19 protein-coding genes and 4 pseudogenes are annotated in these 24733 nt (G+C 36.7%); 16 read left to right on the plus strand and 7 right to left on the minus strand.

Annotated features, from left to right (window positions below; all coding sequences use genetic code 11):
- Window positions 1-6 precede the first annotated feature (6 nt).
- The 3 genes from BscR1v2_RS02040 to BscR1v2_RS02050 all read right to left on the minus strand — a co-directional run bounded on the left by BscR1v2_RS02040 (window position 7) and on the right by BscR1v2_RS02050 (window position 4426).
- Window positions 7-894: a heme/hemin ABC transporter substrate-binding protein gene (locus BscR1v2_RS02040; RefSeq protein WP_078689550.1), complete on the minus strand. Its 888-nt coding sequence runs from the start codon at window positions 892-894 to the stop codon at window positions 7-9.
- A 3-nt stretch (window positions 895-897) separates the two neighbouring features.
- Window positions 898-1953, minus strand: a complete 1056-nt coding sequence (locus tag BscR1v2_RS02045; protein ID WP_078689551.1) for a hemin-degrading factor — start codon at window positions 1951-1953, stop codon at window positions 898-900.
- A 250-nt stretch (window positions 1954-2203) separates the two neighbouring features.
- A complete protein-coding gene (locus BscR1v2_RS02050) occupies window positions 2204-4426 on the minus strand; it encodes a TonB-dependent hemoglobin/transferrin/lactoferrin family receptor (RefSeq protein ID WP_078689552.1) in 2223 nt (740 codons plus the stop codon).
- 246 nt (window positions 4427-4672) lie between these two features.
- Here BscR1v2_RS02050 and BscR1v2_RS02055 point away from each other — a divergent pair, with 246 nt between their 5' ends.
- On the plus strand, window positions 4673-5455 hold the full coding sequence (locus tag BscR1v2_RS02055) for an energy transducer TonB family protein (protein WP_078689553.1): 783 nt from the start codon (window positions 4673-4675) through the stop codon (window positions 5453-5455).
- A 213-nt stretch (window positions 5456-5668) separates the two neighbouring features.
- Here BscR1v2_RS02055 and BscR1v2_RS02060 read toward each other — a convergent pair.
- A pseudogene (locus tag BscR1v2_RS02060) lies at window positions 5669-7767 on the minus strand (lytic transglycosylase domain-containing protein).
- A 246-nt stretch (window positions 7768-8013) separates the two neighbouring features.
- Between BscR1v2_RS02060 and dapA the strand changes: the two are divergent.
- Window positions 8014-8895 (plus strand): 4-hydroxy-tetrahydrodipicolinate synthase, encoded by an 882-nt coding sequence (gene dapA / locus BscR1v2_RS02065; protein ID WP_078689554.1) that lies wholly within the window; start codon window positions 8014-8016, stop codon window positions 8893-8895.
- A gap of 21 nt (window positions 8896-8916) precedes the next feature.
- Window positions 8917-9393 carry an SsrA-binding protein SmpB gene (smpB, locus tag BscR1v2_RS02070; RefSeq protein ID WP_078689555.1) on the plus strand — a complete coding sequence of 159 codons (477 nt, stop codon included), beginning with the start codon at window positions 8917-8919 and terminating at the stop codon, window positions 9391-9393.
- A 46-nt stretch (window positions 9394-9439) separates the two neighbouring features.
- On the opposite strand, the gene BscR1v2_RS02075 is transcribed toward smpB, so the two are convergent.
- Window positions 9440-10108 carry a uracil-DNA glycosylase gene (locus BscR1v2_RS02075; protein ID WP_078689556.1) on the minus strand — a complete coding sequence of 223 codons (669 nt, stop codon included), beginning with the start codon at window positions 10106-10108 and terminating at the stop codon, window positions 9440-9442.
- A gap of 496 nt (window positions 10109-10604) precedes the next feature.
- Between BscR1v2_RS02075 and rpoZ the strand changes: the two genes are divergently transcribed.
- From rpoZ to panB (BscR1v2_RS02135), 12 genes and pseudogenes are all read left to right on the plus strand, one after another.
- On the plus strand, window positions 10605-11003 hold the full coding sequence (gene rpoZ, locus BscR1v2_RS02080; RefSeq protein ID WP_010703534.1) for a DNA-directed RNA polymerase subunit omega: 399 nt from the start codon (window positions 10605-10607) through the stop codon (window positions 11001-11003).
- 127 nt (window positions 11004-11130) lie between these two features.
- Window positions 11131-13359 carry a RelA/SpoT family protein gene (locus BscR1v2_RS02085; protein WP_078689557.1) on the plus strand — a complete coding sequence of 743 codons (2229 nt, stop codon included), beginning with the start codon at window positions 11131-11133 and terminating at the stop codon, window positions 13357-13359.
- A 16-nt stretch (window positions 13360-13375) separates the two neighbouring features.
- The gene (gene pyrE, locus BscR1v2_RS02090; protein WP_078689558.1) at window positions 13376-13954 is read left to right on the plus strand and encodes an orotate phosphoribosyltransferase; all 579 of its coding nucleotides are present in this window, start codon (window positions 13376-13378) and stop codon (window positions 13952-13954) included.
- 98 nt (window positions 13955-14052) lie between these two features.
- Window positions 14053-14643, plus strand: a complete 591-nt coding sequence (locus BscR1v2_RS02095; RefSeq protein WP_078689559.1) for a DUF2062 domain-containing protein — start codon at window positions 14053-14055, stop codon at window positions 14641-14643.
- Entirely contained in the window at window positions 14640-15041 is a 402-nt protein-coding gene (gene acpS / locus BscR1v2_RS02100; protein WP_078689560.1) for a holo-ACP synthase, read from the plus strand. The genes BscR1v2_RS02095 and acpS overlap by 4 nt, the downstream gene beginning before the upstream one ends.
- Before the next feature lie 81 nt (window positions 15042-15122).
- Window positions 15123-15933: pseudogene (gene lepB, locus BscR1v2_RS02105) on the plus strand (signal peptidase I).
- The gene (gene rnc, locus BscR1v2_RS02110) at window positions 15914-16621 is read left to right on the plus strand and encodes a ribonuclease III (protein ID WP_078689561.1); all 708 of its coding nucleotides are present in this window, start codon (window positions 15914-15916) and stop codon (window positions 16619-16621) included. The pseudogene lepB and the gene rnc overlap by 20 nt, the downstream one beginning before the upstream one ends.
- Window positions 16614-17519, plus strand: coding sequence for a GTPase Era (gene era / locus BscR1v2_RS02115; RefSeq protein ID WP_078689562.1), 906 nt, complete (start codon window positions 16614-16616; stop codon window positions 17517-17519). The genes rnc and era overlap by 8 nt, the downstream gene beginning before the upstream one ends.
- A gap of 1 nt (window position 17520) precedes the next feature.
- Window positions 17521-18266, plus strand: a pseudogene (recO, locus tag BscR1v2_RS02120) (DNA repair protein RecO).
- 25 nt (window positions 18267-18291) lie between these two features.
- The gene (gene panC, locus BscR1v2_RS02125; protein ID WP_078689563.1) at window positions 18292-19137 is read left to right on the plus strand and encodes a pantoate--beta-alanine ligase; all 846 of its coding nucleotides are present in this window, start codon (window positions 18292-18294) and stop codon (window positions 19135-19137) included.
- 11 nt (window positions 19138-19148) lie between these two features.
- Window positions 19149-19976 (plus strand): 3-methyl-2-oxobutanoate hydroxymethyltransferase, encoded by an 828-nt coding sequence (panB, locus tag BscR1v2_RS02130; protein ID WP_078689564.1) that lies wholly within the window; start codon window positions 19149-19151, stop codon window positions 19974-19976.
- 152 nt (window positions 19977-20128) lie between these two features.
- Window positions 20129-20944, plus strand: coding sequence for a 3-methyl-2-oxobutanoate hydroxymethyltransferase (panB, locus tag BscR1v2_RS02135; protein WP_078689565.1), 816 nt, complete (start codon window positions 20129-20131; stop codon window positions 20942-20944).
- A 473-nt stretch (window positions 20945-21417) separates the two neighbouring features.
- Here panB (BscR1v2_RS02135) and BscR1v2_RS02140 read toward each other — a convergent pair whose 3' ends face one another.
- Complete coding sequence (locus BscR1v2_RS02140) at window positions 21418-22032, minus strand: YfbR-like 5'-deoxynucleotidase (protein WP_078689566.1); 615 nt, start codon at window positions 22030-22032, stop codon at window positions 21418-21420.
- Window positions 22032-22898, minus strand: a complete 867-nt coding sequence (ygfZ, locus tag BscR1v2_RS02145; RefSeq protein ID WP_078689567.1) for a CAF17-like 4Fe-4S cluster assembly/insertion protein YgfZ — start codon at window positions 22896-22898, stop codon at window positions 22032-22034. The genes BscR1v2_RS02140 and ygfZ overlap by 1 nt, the downstream gene beginning before the upstream one ends.
- A 64-nt stretch (window positions 22899-22962) precedes the next feature.
- Here ygfZ and BscR1v2_RS02150 point away from each other — a divergent pair.
- Window positions 22963-24290 (plus strand): annotated as a pseudogene (locus BscR1v2_RS02150) (dihydroorotase).
- Window positions 24291-24733: the final 443 nt, after the last annotated feature.

Raw genomic sequence — 24733 nt, forward strand, 5'->3', positions numbered from 1 at the left:
GCCATTTTAATTCTCACTATAAAGCAGATTAATCAGTTCTTTTGATGCCTCTGCAGTACGTGGACCAAAACTTAAAAAATACATAGCATCTATTTGTTTAATAGCATGATTTTGTGCTGCGGGTGTAGCTTGAATTGCTGGTATAGCTAAAATTTGATCAATTTGGGATGAATTTTTGGGATGTGTCATAAGCAAGATAACATCGGGATTTGATTTTAATAAGGCCTCATTATTTAAAGGTTTATATCCTTTATAACTAGAGATGGCGTTAATACCACCTGAAAGTTTTATCATACCATCGGCAGCTGTATTTGTTCCAGATACCATGATACGCCCGTTTTGCATTGAAAAAATAACAAGAACGCGTTTTGGTTTAGTTACTTTTGCCAAAAGCATATCGTTATCCATGAAGCTACGGTTTATCTTTTTAATTAATGCAGCTGCTTGTGTTTCTCGGTGAAGTGCTTTGCCAACAAGGTGAATTTTTTCTATTACATTTTCACGAGAAAAACTTTCTGGCACAATCACTAACGGTATTGACGTTTTTTTGAGAATGTCAATTGTTAAGGGAGGGCCACTTCCTTCAATCAACAATATACCTTCTGGGGTGAGCGATAAAACTCCTTCGGGTGAAAGGGCTCGCATATATCCAAGCTCAGGGAGTTTGAGTGCTTCTCGGGGGTATATACTCGTACTGTCGCGAGCAATAAGCTGATCTTGAGCTCCTAATGCATAGACAATTTCTGTGAGAGATCCACCAATCGAAACAATTCGTGCATTTTTAGGAAAACTGGTTGTAATTTCAGCGATTGCTTGATGAGAAAAAGAGGTAAAATAAAACAAAATGGAAATAAAAATAAGGTTTGATAATCTGCGCAAAAGAAGTATGGACATTTCTTACCTTACCTTTTTAAAGTAATTGTTGTTTTCTAGTATAGAAGGCAAATCATTCAATAAAGAACGCCAATCTTCACGTTCTTTTTGGCCCTCTTTTCTTAGGCCAAAAAATTGAACAATCATCTCACCATTTTTATCAAAAACTTCTAGTGAACTGACATAACCATCGCGAGTGGGTTTACGAACACGCCATATTTTATCAATACCAGAAACAAGCATATGAAGGTTAAATTTTTTATCAAGGATATTAAGCCAAGGGCCTATTTGTTTAATATTTTTAATTTGTCCACTGAAAATTTGAATGCACCCTTTATTGCCGACAAAACACATAATTGGTATTTCTTGTTGTGCGATTTTGTTTAGCATTATTTCAAGAGATTCTACGCTTAATTCATCAGCAAATTCATTACCAGCATATTTTACAGCATCATGTCGATTGATTTTAAATTCTGAAATAATTTCATGAAGTTGATGTACATCAGTCATTTGTCGCCAACGATCGCGGAATTTTTCAACATTTATATTTGCTGTATCATGTTGTGTGAGGGTAGGAGAGGGCTGAATTTCAAGATTAGGTAACTGATCTTTACTAAGCAATTTTTTAACAAGTATATTCCATTCCTCCATATTTGTTGTATCTTTAGAATAAATTTTGAAGATAGCAACACCGTACTGATCAAAAAATTGCAAACTTTTAGTAGGTTTTCCAAAAACAACCATTTCATATTCAAAACCGAATTTCCATTGTTTTGGAAAGATACGCAAATCGATTTCACCAAGCGTTATAGGAACATGTTGGTTTTGCACAATTTTTTCAAAACATCCTATTTTTTCGTGAACAGCATACTCATTACGTGTTAATACCATAACTGTTCCAATTTTGGGAGCATTTTTAAGGAGAGTAGTCACATCAGCATTTAATTTTTTTGCTTTTTCGGTAGTGCAATAAGCAGCAATAAGCTCTGCTTCAGATATGCCAATCGAAGTAGCAAAATCACGATTATGCATTTCTTTTTTTTCTCGCAGTCTAATAATTTCTTTAGCTGTGTAGGACATAAATTTTCCTTGAATTACTTATTTGAAGTAGAGTTCCCATATTTTATAATCTTAAAACGATAAGCTGAACTATAGCTTTGCAATAGTTCAGCTTACCATCAATCTTTATTATCGATAATAGAACAACCAAAACCAGGTAAATTAGAAACATTAAAAGCGCTTATCTCAATTTTTTGTTTAAGGAAAAAAGAAAATAAAGCGCGATATTTCTCCTTTTTAATATGATTTTTGAAATTTCTAATAAAGATAGTTAAAATTTTTGCACAAGCGATACCTTAAAGTTACGACCTGGCTGACTGAAATAGTCTTTAGGTGGTGGTGGTGCACCCCTAGGTGAAGCAGCGGGAAGATCAGTTGCATTCCAATATTTTTTATTGAAAAGGTTGTAAACCCCAACTCTTATAATAGGGCCTTTTTCACCAAAAGGTTCCCACCATCCCACCACATCAACTAATTTATAACTTGGAGTTTTTGCATAATCGGAATTCTTTTCTACTTTATCACGTTTAGCGGCTAAAGTGAGCATAATATCAGCCCCCCAAGTCTCTTGTGCATACCCAAATCCTATAATAGCTTTTAAAGCTGGGATTGAGTTGAGATATTCATTTTTATCAAGATCTTTTCCTTGTGCGTATGCAAAGGAAAAATTACTATGGAAATTTTGATTAAGAGCTAAAGATGTTTTAGCTTCAATGCCAGAGATACGAACATGAGCACGATTTATGTAATGTTTGCGTGCTAACATAAATTCTCGTGATGGTCCTTTATCTATAATATCAATAAAATTTTTATATTGATTGGTGAAGACGCTGATAGAACCATCAAAATTTACATTTCCGTATTTTATACCAATATCATACCCATTGCTGATTTCTGGCTTAAGATTGGGGTTGCCAGCCGTATAATAAAAAGAGGGATTAACATAGATGAGGTAGAGTTCGGAAACACTTGGTGCACGGAAAGCTTGTGCCCACTGGCCATAAAATGTCACTTGATCATTAGCATCCCATTCTACACGCAATTTGGGAGAAAAATGCGAACCGCCATTTTCTGTAAGCTGTTCTTTAGAAATGGTTGTTTTTTTATAAGAAGGTGTTTTTTGCGGGACGTGTTTGTACCAGTCGTAGCGGATTCCAGGTATAACGCGAACATGGTTATTAGAAAAACCAATTGCATCTTCAAAAGCTAAACTAAAACCATGGCTATGAGTATCTGGTGTATCAGATTGATTGGTATGTAAAAAAGCACATCCACGTGCATTCTCTCTCAAGTGACAATTATCTTGACCAGACGCATATTGATGCAGTTTGGATGCAAAGATGTCAGTAGAAAATTTCAGTGTATGACTGATAGCACCTATATCAATTTTTTTGAGACTATCGGCATTAAAGCCATAATTAATATTACGTATAAGGTTATCTCTTAAATAGTTCCCTTGTGGCTGTTTGATACGATGCCCTTTTAAAACCTGGTTATTTGATAGTTTCTGCCAATAAAGTTGTCCATGAAATGCATCAAAAACAGCATCTCCATTACCACTATAATCGTAGAAAATCGAAAAACGCTCACGATATTTATTATTCTTATCATAAACTGAGCCTGGAGAATATGTTGTGGAGGAAGCATTTAATGAATGAGTGTCTTTATTATAAAAAAAACGTTCTGCTGTAAAACCAACCTTATGATCGCTATTTAAATATTGATGCATTTTAAAAAGCAGATTATTTTGGTCAAAATCAGCAGGATTTGCGCGTGTACGCTCACTTCCGTAAGTATCTACAGTTCCCATATTTTTGCGTTCATGACCTCCTACACGAGATCCTTGGAACAGTAGAAAGGTTTGGTAAAATCGTACTGCAAAAGCTTCATCTATATGCCAGCTACTATCAGCAGAATTGTAACTGCCCTTTGTAAGACTACCCCAATTTTTTTCTTCTGTGAGAAGATCTTCAGGATCAAGAGTACGTAAAGCAACAATTCCACTTAGTGCTCCAGAGCCATAACGGCTAGAATCTGATCCTCTAATGATATCAAGTGTAGAAAGGGCATTAAGGTCAAACATTGAACTCCCACCCTTAACACCACGTACTCCATCATTAAGCCACGGAAGGGGAATGCCATCCATCGTCACGAGAACGCGATTGGCACTTAAACCACGAATTACAAAACTGTCATTATTTGAATTATAAGTTATAGTTGGATTAAGACGTCCAATATCGTGGATATCATTTATTTGTTTTTGTTCAATATCTCGAGCAGTTTCACGGTCAGTTAAAACTGTTACTGTATCCAGAGGATTTATCGTTTCCCTTTTTTCAATCACAATTGGGTTGAGCTCAATTACGGTGTTCGAATTGCTGTTTTGTGAAAAAATAATATTGCTGTTTTGTGCAAAAACGAAAGAGGGTATCCAGATTGATAATGCGCTTAAAGTTATACAACTTTTATAAATACTTTTTGGTTTTATTTGCATAAGACACCATTAAAAATTTTTAAAATTTCTCTTAAATGCCCCGTAACTCTAAAATATTTCACACCACAAAAACCCCGTTCCCCAACCACAAAGATTAGTTAACCGAGCCCTAATGATCCCAATATGAAGTAAAAGTAATATATTAAACATGACAAAAAGCGTCAAGAAAAAAGTTGTAATTTAAAAAGGATCAGTTTTAATACAATTTGGTGCTAATTTAATGTAGAATACTAATGGATGGAGATTATGAATTTTACAAATACTAGGCGGTTATCAATCCTTTGGATAGGGGCGTTTATGAGTGCTCTTTCTTTACATGCTGTATTGGGGATACAGTTTTATTTTCAAAATATTAATGTGAACGATAATGTATTTCCACCGGCGATTATGCTGACTTTTGCACAAGAAATTTCACACCCTAATATTAATACTAATACGGATTTGGAAATATTGCAGTCTAGTGTTTTAGAGCAAGAACAAAAGATATCAGAGCCAGCACTCAATGAGGTTCAATCGATGGAATCTCAATTTTCAGAAGAGATGCAATCTTTGCAAGAACTCCAACCTATTATAGAAAAAAATGATTTTATAGTAGAAAAAACTTTGAAAGAATCTCAAACTTCTAAAATGGCACATAAAGCGCTTGTCAAAAAAGCATTATCAGTGTCAAAAATTGCAGCAAAACAAAGCAATACAAAATCAGTACACTCGTTTGCGGTTAGTAAGAATAATTATACAAAGCTTGATGATGCATTATCTATGCAGTGGTTGGCAAAGGTACAAGCACAATTAGAAAGGCAAAAAAATTATGTTATAAGGCACCGTACTACTCATGCAAAAGGGGTAGTACAATTAGAATTTAAAGTGCATAAGCAGGGGAATATTTTTGCAAGCCGTATTGCACTTTCTTCTAATGATCAGGAACTTGATCGATTAGCCATGGCAGCACTTCAGCGTGTTGGTATTCTTCCTCCTCCACCGCTTTCAAAAGAGAATAAAATTATTAGAATATCTTTAATATTTAACTGATTTTACACAGTTTTATCCGTGAACAGAATATATCTTGTACAAAAAAGATTAGATTAAAGTGCATTGATATTCATTCAAAACAAGTAGATTTTGTTATATTGGGCTTTTGAATCAGCTTTTATGGTGTATATTTTCAAAATTAGTATGGCATTATAATTTATGAAATAAATAGTAGCCAAAAAATTTTTTTTAAATGAATTAAATTGATGATCTTTAGTATCCCGTAACAAGGTGCGTTTTAATATCTGTTGTTCCATGAAAACGTGTTTTGTAAACTACATAATTTTCCATAACGCGCATTACATAGTTACGTGTTTCTGAATAAGGGATCCGCTCAACCCAATCGACAACTTTATCGAGAGATTGTCCTCTAGGGTCGCCATAACGTTCTATCCATTCATTTGCACGACGAGGCCCTGCATTATAACCAATAAAAGTTAATATATAAGATCCATTAAAACGTTCCAACTGTTCACCTAGAAAATGAGCACCTAATGTAGTATTATAACTAGGATCGTTTTTAAACTTTTGCGGTGACCATGCAATCGAATATTTATCTGCAAGTTCTTTTGCTGTTGTTGGTAATAATTGGAGCATACCTTGAGCTCCTGCTTTTGATGTAGCTGTTGGGTTAAATTCGCTTTCTTGGCGTGCAATAGCATAGACGAGAGCTTTTTCTGTTGCAGAAATGTTAGCAGATGGTGGAATGGCACCGATAGGGTGGGATAGTGCACCGACATTTTTCCCTTGAAAAACAGCAGTTTTACCTATTTTAAGACTGGTATGATAGTCGCCCTTTTTTTCTGCCATAACGGCCAGAAGGGCTAATTCCCCAGGGCTCTCTATTTCTTTACTAAGTTCTCTATAAAAAATGTTAGCAAGATTAGCATACTCGGCAGCTTCAAGTCGTTGAATAATTTTTACAGCTTTTCGTGCGCTAAAACGTTGCCGTTCAGCAGTTGTTGGTTTAGGGAAGGAAATGCTAAGCTTTTTTGATTAAGTCGTGAAGCTGCTAATTGACCATAATAAGTTATATTAAAACGGGCAGCACGATGAAAATAATGCCGAGCATTTTCATGATCACCTAAGATTTCTGCTGTTCGTCCCATCCAATAATAACCGCGGGATTTTAAAAAATGATGAGGAGATAACTGAGGAATACGTGTAAAATGGTGCATTGCCAATTTAGGATCATGAAGAAATCTTAATGCATACCATCCTGCATGAAATTCAGCATCAGCTGCTGATGAAGGTGTTAAACCGGTGTAAGTTGCAACCAGTTGATAAGCAATTTTAGGTTTATTTAAGTCGAGCATTTCGCGGGAAATAGTGCGCCGTTCTATCCACCATGCATCAGGGTTAATAAGGCTTGCTGCATCTTTGGGTGCTTTCATCATGAGTGTTGCCGCAGCACTGTATTGTCCAGTTCGTCTAAGATAGCGAATATGAGCAAATTGTAAGAGAGGATCTTGTTTCCAAGATCGATCAACAGCTTGTAATTTTTGTGCAGCTCTAGGGTCATTGTTTGCAACTGCAACAAATGCGTTAAAAAGAGATTGGGCACGAGCTAGCATTGCGATTCGCCCAGCTGAATCAATACGGTTTTCATACAGCATAATCTGCATGCGTTTTAGATGGTCAACAGGTTTTAGTGCAGCGCTTGCGTTTTTAAGGATGAGCTCTTCTTCTTTTGCACTAAGTTGTGCTTTATACCACCATGGTGCAATAATTTGTCGTGCACGGGTGGTTTTTCCAGTTGCTATAAGCGCTTTAGCAAGTGCAGCCATACCTTGTACGGTAAGAGGATGTGTGTGTGCAAATTTTTGAATGATTATTTGTGAAGAACTAGTTTCATTGATAAAAGCACGTTCAGCATTACGTTTCATAGTGGCCATGCCAGGCCACCCTTTTAATTCATTAATTGCATTAAATAGTTCAGAGCTGGGTATGTCAGTATGATTTGATGTGTTGATTGCCCATGTTAAAATATGGCGGTCAAGGCTATTTTTCGCCATTGTGTTACGAAGAGCTATCGTTTTTGCAATATTTTTATTTGAAAGGGTATCTAAACCTAATTTAAGTTGATTGACTGAAATGATGTCGTTAGTCGTAAGATTGTTGTTAATTGTATTATTAGTCGATTTAAATTGGTTCTTAGGTTTTTCTGTTATTGCAAATGGGTAAGGTCGAGCTAAAGGAATTGGTATTTTTTTCGGTGACGAAACTGTTTGAGAAAACGCATTTGAGCACAAAATTGCCAATATTAATGTAGTAAAAATTGGCATGAGAAGATGGACAGAAAATACACGCATCGAAAAATCTTAAGATCTTGCTTTTTTAAGCATTTTATAAACTTTAAAACAAAAAGCGTGAAAGACACGTTAACGGATTATAGTATTTTTAAGAAATATTCTAAATTGAAAAAAGTAATATATTAACGTTGTGAAAGCATTTATGGAATTCTTCTTGTTTCAAGAATAGAGCAGGACTATGCTCTATAATGAGTAGTTTAAAAGACAATTGTTTTTAAGTAAAACTTAAATTGCGAGGAGTTTATCATGCTCGAGGGAGCGTTGACTGCACTTATCACACCATTTGATGAAAATGGTGATGTCGATGAAAAAGCATTTTGCGATTTTGTTGAATGGCAGGTTATACAGGGTATTAATGGTGTAATCCCTGTTGGAACAACGGGTGAGTCACCAACTTTAAGCCATGAAGAACATAAGCGAGTTGTAGAGTTATGTGTTGAGCAGGTTGCTAAGCGTATTCCTGTTGTTGCAGGGGCAGGGTCAAATAGTACAGATGAGGCTGTGGAACTTGCCCAACATGCAGAAAAAGCAGGTGCTGATGCAGTTTTGGTTGTAACCCCTTATTATAATAAACCTAATCAAAGAGGGTTATATGCTCACTTTGCAGCTATTGCGAAAGCTATTTCTATTCCGATTGTAATTTATAATATTCCTGGGCGCTCTATTGTTGATATGAGCATAGAAACCATGAAAAATCTATATCAGGATTTTAACAATATTATTGGTGTCAAGGATGCAACAGGAGACATTGAACGGGTAAGTCAACAACGCAAAGAGTGTGGCAAGGATTTTGTGCAGCTTTCCGGTGATGATAGTACGGCATTAGGTTTTAATGCACATGGCGGTGTGGGGTGTATTTCAGTTTCATCTAATGTTGCTCCAAAACTTTGTGCACAACTTCAAGCTGCTTGTCGTCGTGGTGATTATAAGATGGCATTAGAATTAAATGATCGTTTGATGCCTTTAAATTATGGGGTGTTTGTTGAACCAAATCCAGCAGGTATTAAATATGCTGCTGCAAAATTAGGGCTTTGTCGTGATACTGTTCGTTTACCGATTGTTCCATTAGAAGATACTACAAAAAGAATTATCGATGCGGCTTTACAACATGCTGGTCTCATCCAATAATAAGATGGTATTGAAATAACCATGAACAGAAAAAAAAATGCACTAGCGCGTACAATAATTGCTCATAATCGTAAAGCTCGTTTTAATTTTGAAATTTTGGATAATCTTGAAGCTGGGCTTGTGCTTCATGGAACTGAAGTTAAATCTTTACGTTCCAATAATGCTAATATTTCTGAAAGTTATGCTAGCTTTGAGAATGGAGAGTTATGGTTGATCAATGCCTATATTCCTGAATATACGCAAGCTAATCGTTTTAATCATGAACCACGTCGTTTACGTAAGTTATTGCTTTCAAAGCGCGAAATGGCACGTTTTTTTAATGCAGTTTCTCGTGAAGGGATGACCATTGTTCCACTTCAACTTTATTTTAATGAAAAAGGATGTGTGAAGTTAGAGATTGCTATAGCGCGGGGTAAAAAACTTCATGATAAACGTGAAACAGAAAAAAAACGTGATTGGGGACGTGAAAAAGCAAGATTGTTGAAAAAATACGGATAGTTTGGTTGGTTTGTATTTTCTTTTTTATAATAATACTAAAGGAATTTCAGCATTGATCTAAATATGTTTTCGCTGTTTGAAAAATTTGATGAAACATAGCATCTGTCAAACGGTTAGTATTAGTATTATAGCGGGAACAGTGATAGCTTGAGAAGATGCGTAATCTACCAATATTATTTATTGCTCCGTGACCAAAAGGGTGTTCTGGGACTTTTGCATTTAAAGCACGTATGGTTGAATGATGAGCAATGGCGCCAAGGGTAATAACGGCTTTGAGTTGGGGAAGATTTGTTAAAAGAGGTGCGAAAAAATATCGGCAAGTATTAATTTCTGTGCTGGTAGGTTTATTTTCTGGGGGCACACAACGAACTGAGTTAACAATTGCTGCATCAATCAATTCAAGACTATCATCAGGTCTTTCTTCAAAAGTTCCTTGGGCAAAACCAAATTTTTTTAAAGTAGAATAGAGCAGTAGACCAGCATAATCACCAGTAAAAGGGCGTCCAGTTCGGTTTGCTCCACGCAATCCAGGTGCAAGCCCGACAATAAGAAGGCGTGTTGTTGCAGCACCTTTAGAGGGGAAGAATGGGCTCACAGGTGCATTGTGCCAATGGGGTTCTTTCATACGCCAGCCGGAGATAAAGTCGTGTAAACGGGGGCATAAGTCGCAATTTTGCGGTGGTTCTGGGCAAAATGTTGTTAATTGACTGTTCATGGTCGTAGGCATTCGTTATCTTGATAAAAAATTTTTGAATTATTTTATTGGGTATACGGCAGATATTATTTTTGTAAATAACTTAATGATTTGTTTGATGGAGAAAGTATTGATTGGCACAATGTTAAATAAATTCAAAGCTTTTATTTTAGATTAATACGATTATAAATAATACATTACAGCGTTGTAATTCAAAAGATTTTTAAGAAATTTGAATGATTATATAGTTTTAAAGCTTTGGAATCTGAAAGAAACTCACTCTATTAATGGGGAAGGTTATTTTCCCATTTGAAACCAATATCATTCCATTTATTTTTTAAAGAATGCTATTAGTCATTTAAACTTGGTTGATTGTGTTCTTTTTATACAATTATGTTATCAAGAAATTTCTGCAAAAAAATGCTAAAGCTTGCATTGTTTTTCTTGTTTTTTGTTTTGATTATTGTATATACTCTAAATTGAATATTGGATTTTGAACTTTAAGAAAGGGGCGTAAATGGCCCGCGTAACGGTCGAAGATTGTATTGATAAAGTTGATAATCGTTTTGAATTGGTGCTTTTAGCCGGGCATCGAGCGCGCCAGATTTCACAAGGTGCACAGATTACAGTTGATCGTGATAATGATAAAAATCCAGTTGTAGCTCTACGTGAAATAGCAGATGAAACCTTATCACCTGCAGATTTGAAAGAAGATCTTATTCATTCATTGCAAAAGCATGTGGAAGTGGATGAGCCGGAAACGGTTAATGAATTTATTTCTCACTCAAGTGAGTCTGAAAGTGCTTTTGGCACGTCACAGGAAGAGGAAAAATGTTCATTTGACAGTATATCGGAAGAGGGGCTTTTAGCAGGTATTGAAGGTTTGGTTGTACCCGAGAAAAACGACGATTATTAATTTTGTAGTTTATTGAGAGAGAGTATTATATATACTTTATTTAAGAGTGTATATTTTATTTTGAGACCTTTTATTGATAGAATATTCAATAATATTTAAATTATGAAATTTCTGAGGATATGCCTACATGATGCGTCAGCATGAGCTTATCGAGCGGGTGCGACGTTATAAGCCTGATGTAAATGAGGCTTTGTTGAATAAAGCCTACGTTTATGCAATGGAAAAGCATGGGCATCAAAAGCGTGCTTCGGGTGATCTTTATTTTTCTCATCCTTTGGAAGTTGCTATTATTTTAACGGATATGCGTTTAGATGAAGCAACAATTGCTGTTGCTCTTTTGCATGATACAATTGAAGATACAAGCGCTACACGAACAGAAATTGATCAGCTTTTTGGACCTGAAATTGGTAAGTTAGTTGAAGGGCTAACAAAGCTCAATAAGCTTGATTTTGTCTCGAAAAAGGCCATACAAGCAGAAAATCTTCGTAAGCTTCTTATTGCTATTTCTGATGATATCCGTATTCTTTTGGTCAAACTTGCAGATCGTCTTCATAATATGCGCACTCTTGGTGTTATGCGTGATGATAAGCGTCGGTGGATTGCTGAGGAGACGATGGATATTTATGCGCCGCTTGCTGGCCGTATGGGCATGCAAGATATGCGCGAAGAATTAGAAGATCTTTCTTTCTTTTATTTAAATCCAGAAGGTTACCGTATTATTACTGAAAGAATTTCTGAATTATCGGAGTGTAATCAGGATTTACTTTCCACAATCGAAAACGAATTGACAAGACTTTTTTCTCAGCATGGTATTAAAGTTGATGTTAAAAGCCGTCGGAAAAAATCTTATTCAATTTTTCGCAAAATGGAAAGCAAAGCATTATCTTTTGAGCAATTGTCCGATATTTTTGGATTTCGTGTGATTGTTGAAACAGTAGATGATTGTTACCGTGCTCTTGGTATTATCCATACTACATGGCCAATGGTACCTGGTCGTTTTAAAGATTATATTTCTATACCTAAACAAAATGAGTATCGTTCAATTCATACGACAATTGTAGGGCCTTCAAGGCAACGTGTTGAATTGCAAATTAGAACCAATGCAATGAATACGATTGCTGAATATGGTGTTGCAGCACATTCCATTTATAAAGATTATGGTTCTAATTATTCAGCCTCGAAATTGTCGAGAGAAACCAATGCTTATGCGTTATTGCGTCAAACAATTCAATCTTTATCAGATGGAGATAATCCGGAAGAGTTTTTAGAACATACAAAGCTTGAACTTTTTCAAGATCAGGTTTTCTGCTTTACACCAAAAGGGCGGCTAATTGCCTTTCCAAAAGGTGCCACACCTATTGATTTTGCTTATGCAGTTCATACCGATATTGGTGATTCTTGTGTGGGGGTGAAAATCAATGGTCGTATTATGCCTTTAATGACCAAATTAAAAAATGGTGATGAGGTTGATATTATACGTTCACAAGATCAAGTTCCACCGGTAGCGTGGGAATCTTTTGTTGTAACGGGGAAGGCACGTTCCGCAATTCGCCGGGCAACACGTGCAGCAGTGCGTAAGCAATATTCAGGTTTAGGTTATAATATTCTTGAACGTTCGTTTGAATGCGTGGGAAAACCTTTTTCAAAGGATATGCTTAAACAAGTTCTACCGCGTTTGGCACGCAAGGATGTGGAAGATGTATTAACAGCTGTTGGGCGTGGTGAATTGTCTTATGTTGATGTGGTTAAAGCAATTTATCCAGATTATCAAAAACACAATGGAGTGCGTCAGTCGTTTTTAAAATCTGAGGAAAAGGGTCGGTTTAATATTGAAACCTCTCAAAGCATGGTCTTTAAAATGCTTGAAAATGAAAAGGAAGGAACTTCAGAAAAGAAAGATCAATACAAAGCATTACCTATTCGAGGAATTAGTGGAGATATTCCAATACGATTTTCTCCTGAAGGAGCTGTACCAGGGGATAGAATTGTTGGTATTATGCAGCCGGGTGCGGGTATTGTTATTTATCCAATAGAGTCTTCAGCTTTAATGGCTTATGATGATCAGCCAGAACGATGGATTGATGTATGCTGGGATCTTGATACCGAAACAAGCGAACGTTTTCCTGCTCGGATAAATATTTGGGCTGTTAATAGTCCTGGCTCTTTGGCTAAAGTAACTCAGGTTATTTTTGCAAATGATGCCAATATTCAAAATTTATCTTTGATCCGTATGGTTTCAGATTTCACGGAAATTGTGCTTGATTTAGAGGTTTGGGATCTAAAACACTTGAATCGTATTCTTTCTCAGTTAAAAGAAACAGGCTCAGTTAGTGCGGTGAGTCGGGTGCACGGATAAAACACGAGATTTTGCAATGAATACACAAGATGTAATTGATATTTTTAAACAGGCAGATGCGATTCTAGAGGGGCATTTTATTTTAACATCAGGTCGCCATAGTGCTACTTATATGCAGAAGGCGAAAGTATTCATGCATGCTGATCTAACCGAAAAACTATGCTGTGGGTTAGCTCAAAAAATTAGGGACTGTGTTGAAGGAAAAATTGATTATGTAGTTGGTCCTGCGATTGGTGGTCTTATTCCTTCTTATGAAACTTCACGTCACCTTGGTGTACCTTCTATTTGGGTAGAGCGTGAAAATGGCATATTTCAGCTGCGTCGTTTTGAAATCGAAAAAGGGGCAAGAGTTGTAATTATCGAAGATATTGTGACAACTGGTCTTTCTATTCGTGAGACGATTGAAGCTTTAATTAAGGTGAAAGCTAACGTTGTGGCAAGTGCATGTATCCTTGATCGTTCTGGTGGTAAAGTTGATGTTGGAGTTCCGTTAATTGCGCTTGCAGAATATGAAGTGGCATCTTATGCCGCTGATGCACTACCTCCTGAGCTTGCTTGTCTCCCTGCAATTAAGCCAGGAAGTCGCAATATCTAACCATTTTTAAATATGCTCTGTTTTGTGCAAAAACTTCATTGAGATTAATTTGAATAACAAAGATTGTTTTGTACAAATAGTATGTGTATGAGTATCTTATGCTTTTTCATCATCGAAAATTAGTAGATTTTGGAGAGCGTATTCGGCTTTGGTTTTGGTCGCGTCGCTCATTTTGTTATATGCGCAAGCGTATTTTGCGCATATCAGAAACGCCACATAAAGTAGCGTTGGGGTTAGCTATTGGCATTTTTTCAGCTTGCTCACCCTTTTTTGGATTGCATATTATTTTGGCACTATTTTTTTCTTGGATTTTACGCGGTAATTTTACTGCAGCAATTATTGGAACTGTTTTTTCAAATCCGCTAACATTTTTGCCTATTGTTATGATTGATTATAAGATAGGTTATCTATTTTTATCACTTTTTGGAAATGTGGGTAAAATTTCTCTTTCCCAAATTCGCACTATATTTAGTAACTTGACGTTTTCGAAGGTATGGATAATTTTTGGGAATACGTGGGATTCTATTATGCTACCAATGATTTTGGGTGGCATTCTTTTAGGTTTTGTCTTTGGAGGTTTGTCTTATATAGGTGTTTACAAGGCAATAGGTCGTTTCCAGAAAAGAAGGTATCAGAAGATGATGCAAAGAGTGCATTTGCGGCAAGAAAATTCAAGTAATGTTTTATGATTATAGGTCTTGGCAGTGATATAGTTGATATAAGGCGAATTGAGAAAATGCTGGTTCGTTATGGTGACTATTTTATCCAACGCATTTTTACAGATGTTGAACAGGCCAAATCTGAAAATGTCCAAAAAAGTTCTTTTTCTTATGCTAAAAGATTTGCTGCTAAAGAGGCATGTGCTAAAGCTTTAGGAACAGGTATCGCCTGTGGTGTTAGCTGGAAAGACATGGAGGTCGTTAATTTATCGTCGGGAAAACCGACTATGCAATTAACAAATTGCGCGCAGTTGCAATTACAAAAGTTATTGCCTCCTCACCATAACGCTTTCATTCATCTCAGTATAACAGATGATTTTCCTTGGGCGCAGGCAGTTGTTATTATAGAAGCACTTCCACGTGGATAGACGGGGGAAGAGATTGTGCTTTTGTTATTTGAGCATTATGATGAAAAATGAATTTTATTTGTAATAAGAAGGCAATGTATGATGAGTCAAAAAGAAAAAGTACAAAAAAAGAAAGAGAAAGGTGGAGTCTTTGAATTGATTTCTGTTCTCATTCAGGCTCTATTTTTGGCTGTTCTTATTCGCACGCTTTTTTTCAACCCTTTACAATTCCTTCTGGTTCTATGCGTCCTACTTTACTTGTGGGGGATTATCTTTTTGTTTCCAAATATGCATATGGATATTCTCGTTTTTCCCTTCCTTTTTCTCCTCCTATTTTTTCAGGACGTATTTGGGCATCTCAACCTAAACGAGGGGATGTTGTAGTATTTCGTTTACCTAGCAATCCAAGTGTGGATTATATTAAACGCGTCGTTGGATTACCGGGTGATTATGTTCAGGTTCGTCAAGGTGTTCTTTATATCAATGATAAAGCTGTTTCACGCCAATTAATGGGGCAGATTGATGATGCTGACGTAACAGAGCTCAACCGCCCTGTGGATGTTTATCGTGAGACACTGTCTAATGGTGTAAGTTACAATACGCTTGATTTAGGTTTTTTCCCACAGGTTGATAATACAAAAGTTTTTGAGGTTCCTCCAGGGCATTATTTTATGATGGGTGATAACCGTCATAATTCAGATGATAGCCGTTTGGGTGTAGGTTATGTTCCAGAAGAAAATCTTGTTGGTCGAGCAAATTTAATCTTTTTCTCTATAAGTAATGGTTCAAGTGCATGGCAGATTTGGCGCTGGCCGTTTGATGTGCGCTGGGCACGTTTGTTTTCTTTTGTTAACACTATTCACTATTTTCCACTGACTAAGTAGGGTCTAATGATGAAGCGTCACATCATTGATCAGCTTGAAAAGCTGACGGGGCATCGCTTTAAGAATGAAAATAGATTAAAAAGAGCATTGACGCATTCTAGTGTTCAAGGGTTAGCAGAAGGCAATTATGAGCGGTTGGAATTTCTAGGTGATCGCGTTCTTGGGCTTTTGGTTGCGGAGATGTTGTATCAATTTTTTCCACACGCTAGTGAAGGTGAATTATCGGTACGTTTAAATGGCTTAGTGAATACGCAAACATGCGCTGAGATTGCACTAGAAATGGGTTTACCTGATATGATTCATGTTGGTTTTGAAATGAAAAACTTAGAGAATCGCCGGGTAGCTAATATGTATGCCGATGTCATTGAAGCGTTAATTGCTGTAATGTACCTTGATGGGGATTTGGAGTGTGTACGGTCTTTCATTCGAAAATATTGGCAAGATCGTGCAAGGAAGATGGATGCCGGTAGGCGTGATGCCAAAACAGAGTTGCAAGAATGGGCTCATACACAAGATGGTGCACAGCCGCAATATCGAGTTGTGAAGCGTTATGGACCAGATCATGATCCCATTTTTATGGTTGAAGTAAAAGTTTTTGGTTTTGCACCTGAGATTGGGCAAGGCAGTTCTAAACGACATGCTGAAAGAGTAGCTGCTGAAAAAATTTTACGACGTGAAGGTGTATGGCAATCAATAGAGAAAAGTGATCATGAATGATGTTATCAAAACACGCTGTGGTTTTGTTGCGCTCATTGGGGTGCCCAATGCTGGTAAGTCGACATTAGTTAATCAGTTGGTTGGAACAAAAGTTTCAATTGTAACCCATAAGGTGCAAACAACACGAACTTTGGTGCGTGGTATTGTTATTTATGAGAATACTCAAATTGTTCTCATTGATACCCCAGGTGTTTTTCGTCCTCATAAGCGGTTAGAGCACGCTATGGTTTCTGCTGCTTGGGGCGGTGCTAGAGGTGCTGATATCCTGTTAATTTTAATTGATGTTCAAAATGGTCTTTCGGACGAAGTTGATGCAATGTTGAATGTTTTAGAAAATATTAAACAGGATAAAATTCTTGTTCTTAATAAGATTGATACAGTTGCAAGAACATCTCTTTTAGCATTAACCGCTAAAATTAATGAACGAATGAAGTTTTTACAGACATTTATGATTTCAGCTTTAAATGGTTCGGGTTGTAAGGATTTACTTCATTATCTAAGTACAATGATGCAAGAGGGGCCATGGTACTATTCAGAAGATCAAGTTTCGGATATGCCTATGCGTCAACTTGCTGCTGAAATTACGCGTGAAAAACTTTTTCTTCGTCTCCATGAAGAAATTCCTTATTCCTCTACAGTTGAAACAGAAAATTGGGAGGAACGTCCAGATGGATCAGTTAAAATTAATCAGGTTATCTATGTAGAGCGTGATAGTCAGAAAAAAATTGTTTTAGGAGCGGGAGGTGATACAATTAAAGCGATTGGTCAAGCAGCACGTAAGGAATTAATGGAAATCATGGAACAAAAAGTTCACCTTTTTCTTTTTGTGAAAGTGCGTGATAATTGGAGTACTAATCCAGAGCGCTACCAAGAAATGGGATTAGATTTTTTAAAATAAAATGAGATGGAAAGAGCAGGCTATTATCCTTGGTACACGTCAGCATGGTGAAACGAGCGTTATTCTTGAAATTATGACACGTCAGCATGGTCGCTATATGGGAATGGTAAAGGGGGGGCGTTCTCGTAGTATGGCGGCTCTTCTTCAACCTGGAAATTTTGTTGAGGCTGAATGGTGGGCACGTTTGGATGAGCATTTGGGGTTATTTAAGCTTGAAGCGCTTGATTTACATGCTTCAAGATTAATGCTCATACCAGAAGCGCTTTATACTTTGCAGTTGATGGCTTCTCATTTACGCCTTCTTCCCGAACGTGATCCTCACCCTATTTTATATGATATGTTGCATATTTTTATGCAGAATTTTGATGAATGGTTTGTTATCGCTGAATTACTTATACGTTTTGAAATGCGGCTTCTTAAAGAACTTGGATTTGGTCTTGATTTATCTTGTTGTGTTGTAACAGGTTGTCGGGAAAACCTTCATTATGTGTCACCAAAATCAGGACGTGCTGTGAGTGAAGAAGCAGGGTATCTTTGGAGAGATAAACTTTTACCTCTACCGCAGTTTCTTATACAAAGAGCCAGTCGTCCTATTGATTTTAATGATATGAGAAATGGGTTTGCTTTAACAAATTTTTTTTAACACGCCATGTTTGGGAGCCAAGAAGGATACAACAACCGTCTGTTCGCGTTAATTTAATAAACTTATTTGAACGGCGATTTTGTATGAAAGAGTCAATTTACTGATTTTATAAAATAGGTATAATTTAAAATGCAAATCTTAAAAACAATTGCTGAAGTACGGCAATGTATTGCAAAGGAGCAACGTTTAGGATTATCGATTGGTTTTGTTCCAACTATGGGAGCATTGCATGGTGGTCATATTGCTTTGGTGCAACAGGCAAAAGTAATGTGTGATCGAGTGTTAGTTTCTATTTTTGTTAATCCAAAGCAATTTGGACCTCATGAAGGTTTTGATATGTACCCAAGAGATCTTGCGGGCGATTGTGCTTTGTTGAAAAAAGCGGGTGTTGAATATGTTTTTGCACCTTCTACAGAGGAAATGTGGCCGCTGGGAAATGAGACAGTTGTAAGGGTAGAAAAATTATCACATGTTTTAATAGGAAAATTACGCCCAGGGCATTTTTATGGTGTAACCAGTGTTGTTGCTAAGCTTTTTAATATTGTGCAGCCAGATAAGGCTTTTTTTGGGGAAAAAGATTTTCAACAGCTTCTCATTATTCGTCGTATGGTTAAGGACTTAGCTTTTCCTGTTGAAATTGTTGGTGTACCTATTTTACGTGATGCAGATGGTGTAGCAAGCTCTTCACGCAATCAGCTTTTAACATTAGAAGATCGCAAAGCTGCAAAAATTATTCCTGAAAGCGGTGAGGCTGTTGTAAGGCTTTATAGCCAAGGCGAACGATCAGTTAATAAATTGTGCAAAATTGTCCGTGATATTTTACAGCAAGAACCGCGTGCTATCATTGAGTCAATAGATTTAAGAGACATGGAAACTTTATGCATGTTTAGAGGAAAACTGAATAAACCTGCGGTTTTATTACTATGCGTCCGCTTTGGTGAGGTAAGGCTTATTGATCAATATATTTTACAATAGGAAATACAACAATGACTTCATATAAAACTATAAATCGTATTACTGCTTCTGAAATACGCTCCAAAAAGGGTCAAGAGCCAATCGTTTCTTTAATGGTTTACCAGGCTTATAGTGCTCGAATTGCTGACCCATATTGCGACTTTCTTTTAGTGAGCGACAGCGTTGCTATGATTGTGCACGGGTTTGATACAACATTACCTGTCGATGTAGATATGATGATTTTGTACGGAAAAGCCGTTATGCGTGGTTCTCAAAGAGCGCTTGTGGTTGTTGATATGCCTTTTGGTTCTTATGAAGAAAGTCCACAGCAGGCTTTTAAAAATGCGTCACGGATTATTGCAGAAACAGGTTGTGGTGCAGTCAAACTTGAAGGTGGTGTTCATATGGCTGAAACGGTTAGGTTTTTGCACAAACGTGGTATTCCAGTTATATGTCATATTGGTCTCATGCCACATACAGTTCGTTTAGAGGGGTTTAAGGTACAAGGGCGCGATGAGAAGAGTTGGCTCCAGATTGAAGCTGATGCATTGGCAGTTGAGGAAGCTGGTGCTTTTGCTGTTATGGTGGAGGCGGTAGTAGAACCCTTAGCAATAAGGCTTACAGAAAAGCTCTCTATTCCTACTATTGGTGTTGGTGCGTCCAATCAGTGTGATGGGCAGATTTTGGTAATGGAGGATATGTTAGGCTATAATACTTGGTTAGGTTATGGTAGCTGGATGCCTAAATTTGTACGTCGGTATGGTTCTTTTGAGGAAGTAGTGGATACAGCAGTCAAAAATTATGCAAATGATGTTAAATCACGTGCTTTTCCAGCTGATACAGAGGTTTATAAGCATTAATTGGACCCTTAAAAATTCTATAAAAGCGTTTTTTGACGCTGAAATCACATGTAAAAAGGCTTTTTTATGTATTTTTGCAGTTTTATTGCTGACTCTTAATTTTAGTGAAGTCAGACTTATTGATTAATGTATTTTACATATGGAAACTAAAAATGGATTCACATAAAGCTATAAAGCGTGTTTCTTCTTCTGAAATACGGTCGAAAAAGGGACAAGAACCAATTATTGCTCTAACAGCCTATCAGGCTTATAGCGCGCGGATTGCTGATCCATATTGTGATTTTCTTTTGGTTGGTGATAGCGTTGGTATGGTTGTGCATGGTTTTGATACAACACTGCCTGTTACTATGGATATGATGGTTTTACACGGACAAGCGGTCGTACGTGGTTCTCAAAAAGCGCTTGTAGTTGTTGATATGCCTTTTGGTTCTTATGAGAAAAGTCCACAGCAGGCCTTTGAGAATGCATCACGGATTATTGCAGAAACAGGGTGTGGTGCAGTCAAGTTTGAAGGTGGCATTTATATGGCTAAAACAATTGATTTTTTATGCCAACGGGGTATCCCAGTTATGGGGCATGTTGGCCTTACACCACAAGCGGTAAATCGTTTTGGTAGTTTTAAGGTACAAGGGCGCACTGAAAATGATCGGTTAAAGATTGAGGCTGACGCAACAGCGGTTGAAGAGGCAGGTGCTTTTGCTGTTGTATTAGAGGGGGTAGTAGAACCCTTAGCAGTGAAGATCACAAAAAATCTTTCTATTCCTACTATTGGTATTGGTGCATCCAATCAGTGTGATGGGCAGATCTTAGTGATGGAAGATATGTTGGGTTACGGGGCTTGGGTACCTAAATTTGTACGTCGTTATGGTGCTTTTGAGCAAGCAATGGATACAGCAATTAAAAATTATGCACATGATGTTAAGTCACGTGCTTTTCCATCTGATTCAGAAATTTATAAGCCAAAATAAAATTAGGTTTAAGAGAAAACCCTATAAAATATATTAGTTATATGCAGCGTAAGATAAAAGAAATTTTCTTAAGTACGTTTTGCTTACACTAAATTTGAACTATTTTTCATATGATTATTCTGTCTATATCTCATTGATTAATGAGATCCTGAAATCTTTTTGTATATCTTAAAGTATTTGTAGCAAGAAATTGAAAATAAATGATATTTATTTTGTAAGGATAAACTACAGATAATAGAAGAAACAAAGATTATGGATTGGGTAATCTATAAATTAATAGAAATAAGAAGGAAAACAAATTCTGTTCTATTTATAAACCATATTCAAACAAGGTATGATTATAAAAGATAATATGTAATAAAAAACTGCATGAGATATTTTAATATTTATCCAACTGGGGAGGCTATAAGCTAAGATACTTTGCGTTTTATTCCCGTAAAAACAAAAGACAAGTGACTAAAAAGATATGAATATTATCTTTGACTATCTATATCACGAAAGCGGGTTAAAAAGGCATTTTCAATTTGTTGTGTGGAATAGGGCTGCAAATTAAGTTTATCGGGTAAAATATTATTTGGAGAACCAAAATAACGCATGGCTTCTTTTGTGCTAAAGCCAGCAAGAGTGACAGCTTCGTAGAAAGCAGCAATACGATCAGCTTGTTTGATTTTTTTTAATAGTTTGTGAGGTGGATTAACAGGTAAAGAAAAGCGTATGCAGATGGTATCTTGTATGCGTTTTTCGACAAGCTGATACTGTTTTCCTATAACAGCTTTAAAAGGTGAAATCATATCACCAATAACATATTCTGATGCATCATGGAGAAGAGCTAAAAGACATTCGTCATTGTGGGATTGTGGAAAGAGTATCTGAAATATTTGTTCTACTAAAAGTGAATGTTGCGCGACAGAATATGTATGCTCACCGTGTGTTTGGCCGTTCCAGCGTGCAACACGAGAAAGGCCGTGTGCGATATCTTCAATTTCGATGTCAAGAGGAGAAGGATTAAGTAAATCAAGCCGCCGACCAGAAAGCATTCTTTGCCAAGCACGTGCTGTTCCATCTTGTGATAATTCAGCTTTAGCCATTAGTTAGTTTCCATGGTGTTTTCAGGAAAGCTGAAGTTCATATTTTCAGCAATATTTATTGTTACAGGAAGGTTTTCTATTGTAAACGGAATATGTTTGTCCATAACATCTTTAACATGGTCAATACGCATTAAAGCTAAAGCTTCGTTTTCTACACATGTTCCTAATTCACCAAGTATTTTAGTGCCGGCTTGAATAGTGGATCCTGGCATTAATTTATGCTGGCCTTTTACTATCAAAAAACGGCGACGAGCTGCTCTGCGGTGGTGCATTCGTGAAACAACTTCCTGTCCGATATAACAACCTTTATTGAATGATAATCCACTAATTTGATCGTAATTAATATCATGAGGAAAGACTTTACCTATTTCATAATCTTGCCCACTTTCTGCAATTGCATAGCGGATACGCATTCGGTTCCAATTATCATTATGTTCTGGAGCAAGAAACGGTATTTTTCCATAAACACGTACCATTTTTTCCTTTTTTGGAAATCGTTTATCAATAAAACTTAAATCAAAATCACAAGTACTTATTTCAGTTTTCCAAAAAACTGTAACAACTAATTGTAATGGTTGTGTAATTTCCACTTTTGTATGTAACTTATAAAGGATAAGGCGTTGTTGAAAGGTGTCAGCTAAAGGTGCAGCGATATCAATCATATAGCCTTGGTCTATTTTACCGATTAGAAAATCAGCAATAACTTTTCCTTGTGGTGATAAAAGAGCACCAGGGAAGAGTTCTTGTGAGTTGATTTTTTCAACATCTGTTGTAATTAGGGCTTGTAGGAAACGTGTTGCTTTTTCACCTATAACTTTAATAATTTTGCGGTTTTTTAAGCTAATAGTGTTTTGTTTTTCGATCATGGTCCTTGCCTTTCTGCTCAGAGTTACATAATCGGTAAAGAGATGATGTCTAAGGAGTATGGCTGTGTTTAAAACATTTGATACAATTTTTAAAGGTGCAACACTTGTTAATCATGATGGAAGTGGCAAACGTGATATTGGTGTTACGAATGGCCGTATTGCTGAAATTGGTGATTTGACGTGTGCATCTGCTAATGAGGTGATCGACTGTACAGGGCTTCATATTTTACCAGGTATCATTGATAGCCAGGTTCATTTTCGTGAACCAGGGCACATACATAAGGAAGATTTAGAAAGTGGTTCTCGTTCTGCGGTTTTAGGGGGGTTACAACGGTTTTTGAAATGCCTAATACAAATCCACTGACGATAACAGAAGAGATGTTGACTGATAAAGTTAAACGCGGATTTCATCGGATGCATTGTGATTTTGCGTTTTGGGTTGGGGGAACACGTGAAAATGCGCATGAATTGGCTGAATTAGAGAGACTTCCCGGAGCTGCTGGAATTAAAGTATTTATGGGGTCTTCTACAGGTAATCTTTTAGTTGATGATGATGAAGGTGTTCGTCTAATTTTGAAAAATACGCGTCGTCGCGCAGCTTTTCATTGTGAAGATGAGGAGCGGCTCAATGAACGTAAAGCGCTTTGCATTAAGGGAGATGTGTCATCACATCCAGTTTGGCGTGATGAAATTGCTGCTTTGAAATGTACACAACGTTTAATTAAAATTGCGCGTGAAATGGGTAAGCGTGTCCATATATTACATCTTTCTACAGCGGAAGAAGTTGATTTTCTGAAAAACCATAAAGATCTAGCGACAATTGAGGTAACTCAACATCATTTGACTTTGACTTCTGATGATTATCAGAGGCTTGGCACATTGATCCAGATGAATCCACCTATTCGTGAAAGCCACCACAGTAAAGGTCTTTGGTACGGTGTTCAGCAAGGTATCATTGATGTTTTAGGTTCAGATCACGCCCCTCATACACTTGAAGAAAAACATAAGTCTTATCCTTTTTCACCTTCGGGTATGACAGGTGTTCAAACCACAGCAGCAATTATGCTGACTCATGTGAATACGGGGAGGATATCTCTTGAACGCTTTGTTGATCTCACCTCGCATGGTCCTAGTCGCGTTTTTGGTATCAGCTGTAAAGGACGCATTGCAGTTGGATATGATGCTGACTTAACCATTATTGATCTTAAACGGGAAGAGATTATAACCAATGCACATATTGGTTCACGAGCAGGGTGGACACCTTATGATGGCAAAAAAGTTAAAGGTTGGCCAGTTGGGACAATTATTCGTGGAATGCGGGTTATGTGGGAAGGTGAAATTGTTACGCCTTCGCAAGGTGAACCTGTTAAATTTATAGAAGCATTAGCATAATAAGACTAAAAGCTTGGTGTGTTGTTTGAATGATTGTCTTTTGCAAAAATACTATAATGATCATTATGCGCTCATCTGTTCAAACAATATTATCTTCCATTTATCATTTTATACTTACGATTATAAGTCGTAACAATGTTATGCAGTGATTTGATTGTTATTATTGGAAGATAAGGTGTTATGGGATTTTATCAAAATGTCAGAATATGGTATTTGAGTTTTATTCTGTTACAGATGAAGTAAATAATATAACTGATATGTTGCTAGATATTCCAGATATTCTTGAAGCAGTATCATTTGCCAAATGAAATGGTTTTGTTTATCCAATATCAAACTAATAAACAGCTTGATCTGTTTTGATTGCTTTATGCACCTATTATGTATTTATTAGTTATCGTTAATTAATATTTTTTGCATTATATGGATCAAATAGTTCGATGTTG

This window comes from Bartonella schoenbuchensis R1 (assembly GCF_002022685.1).
Classification (GTDB): Bacteria; Pseudomonadota; Alphaproteobacteria; order Rhizobiales; family Rhizobiaceae; genus Bartonella; species Bartonella schoenbuchensis.

What these genes read in the sequence shown, in the direction of transcription:
- BscR1v2_RS02040 (WP_078689550.1), bottom strand. Translation starts at nt 894, where the DNA reads ATGTCCATACTTCTTTTGCGCAGATTATCAAACCTTATTTTTATTTCC.
- BscR1v2_RS02045 (WP_078689551.1), bottom strand. Translation starts at nt 1,953, where the DNA reads ATGTCCTACACAGCTAAAGAAATTATTAGACTGCGAGAAAAAAAAGAA.
- BscR1v2_RS02050 (WP_078689552.1), bottom strand. Translation starts at nt 4,426, where the DNA reads ATGCAAATAAAACCAAAAAGTATTTATAAAAGTTGTATAACTTTAAGC.
- BscR1v2_RS02055 (WP_078689553.1), top strand. Translation starts at nt 4,673, where the DNA reads ATGAATTTTACAAATACTAGGCGGTTATCAATCCTTTGGATAGGGGCG.
- dapA (WP_078689554.1), top strand. Translation starts at nt 8,014, where the DNA reads ATGCTCGAGGGAGCGTTGACTGCACTTATCACACCATTTGATGAAAAT.
- smpB (WP_078689555.1), top strand. Translation starts at nt 8,917, where the DNA reads ATGAACAGAAAAAAAAATGCACTAGCGCGTACAATAATTGCTCATAAT.
- BscR1v2_RS02075 (WP_078689556.1), bottom strand. Translation starts at nt 10,108, where the DNA reads ATGAACAGTCAATTAACAACATTTTGCCCAGAACCACCGCAAAATTGC.
- rpoZ (WP_010703534.1), top strand. Translation starts at nt 10,605, where the DNA reads ATGGCCCGCGTAACGGTCGAAGATTGTATTGATAAAGTTGATAATCGT.
- BscR1v2_RS02085 (WP_078689557.1), top strand. Translation starts at nt 11,131, where the DNA reads ATGATGCGTCAGCATGAGCTTATCGAGCGGGTGCGACGTTATAAGCCT.
- pyrE (WP_078689558.1), top strand. Translation starts at nt 13,376, where the DNA reads ATGAATACACAAGATGTAATTGATATTTTTAAACAGGCAGATGCGATT.
- BscR1v2_RS02095 (WP_078689559.1), top strand. Translation starts at nt 14,053, where the DNA reads ATGCTTTTTCATCATCGAAAATTAGTAGATTTTGGAGAGCGTATTCGG.
- acpS (WP_078689560.1), top strand. Translation starts at nt 14,640, where the DNA reads ATGATTATAGGTCTTGGCAGTGATATAGTTGATATAAGGCGAATTGAG.
- rnc (WP_078689561.1), top strand. Translation starts at nt 15,914, where the DNA reads ATGAAGCGTCACATCATTGATCAGCTTGAAAAGCTGACGGGGCATCGC.
- era (WP_078689562.1), top strand. Translation starts at nt 16,614, where the DNA reads ATGAATGATGTTATCAAAACACGCTGTGGTTTTGTTGCGCTCATTGGG.
- panC (WP_078689563.1), top strand. Translation starts at nt 18,292, where the DNA reads ATGCAAATCTTAAAAACAATTGCTGAAGTACGGCAATGTATTGCAAAG.
- panB (WP_078689564.1), top strand. Translation starts at nt 19,149, where the DNA reads ATGACTTCATATAAAACTATAAATCGTATTACTGCTTCTGAAATACGC.
- panB (WP_078689565.1), top strand. Translation starts at nt 20,129, where the DNA reads ATGGATTCACATAAAGCTATAAAGCGTGTTTCTTCTTCTGAAATACGG.
- BscR1v2_RS02140 (WP_078689566.1), bottom strand. Translation starts at nt 22,032, where the DNA reads ATGGCTAAAGCTGAATTATCACAAGATGGAACAGCACGTGCTTGGCAA.
- ygfZ (WP_078689567.1), bottom strand. Translation starts at nt 22,898, where the DNA reads ATGATCGAAAAACAAAACACTATTAGCTTAAAAAACCGCAAAATTATT.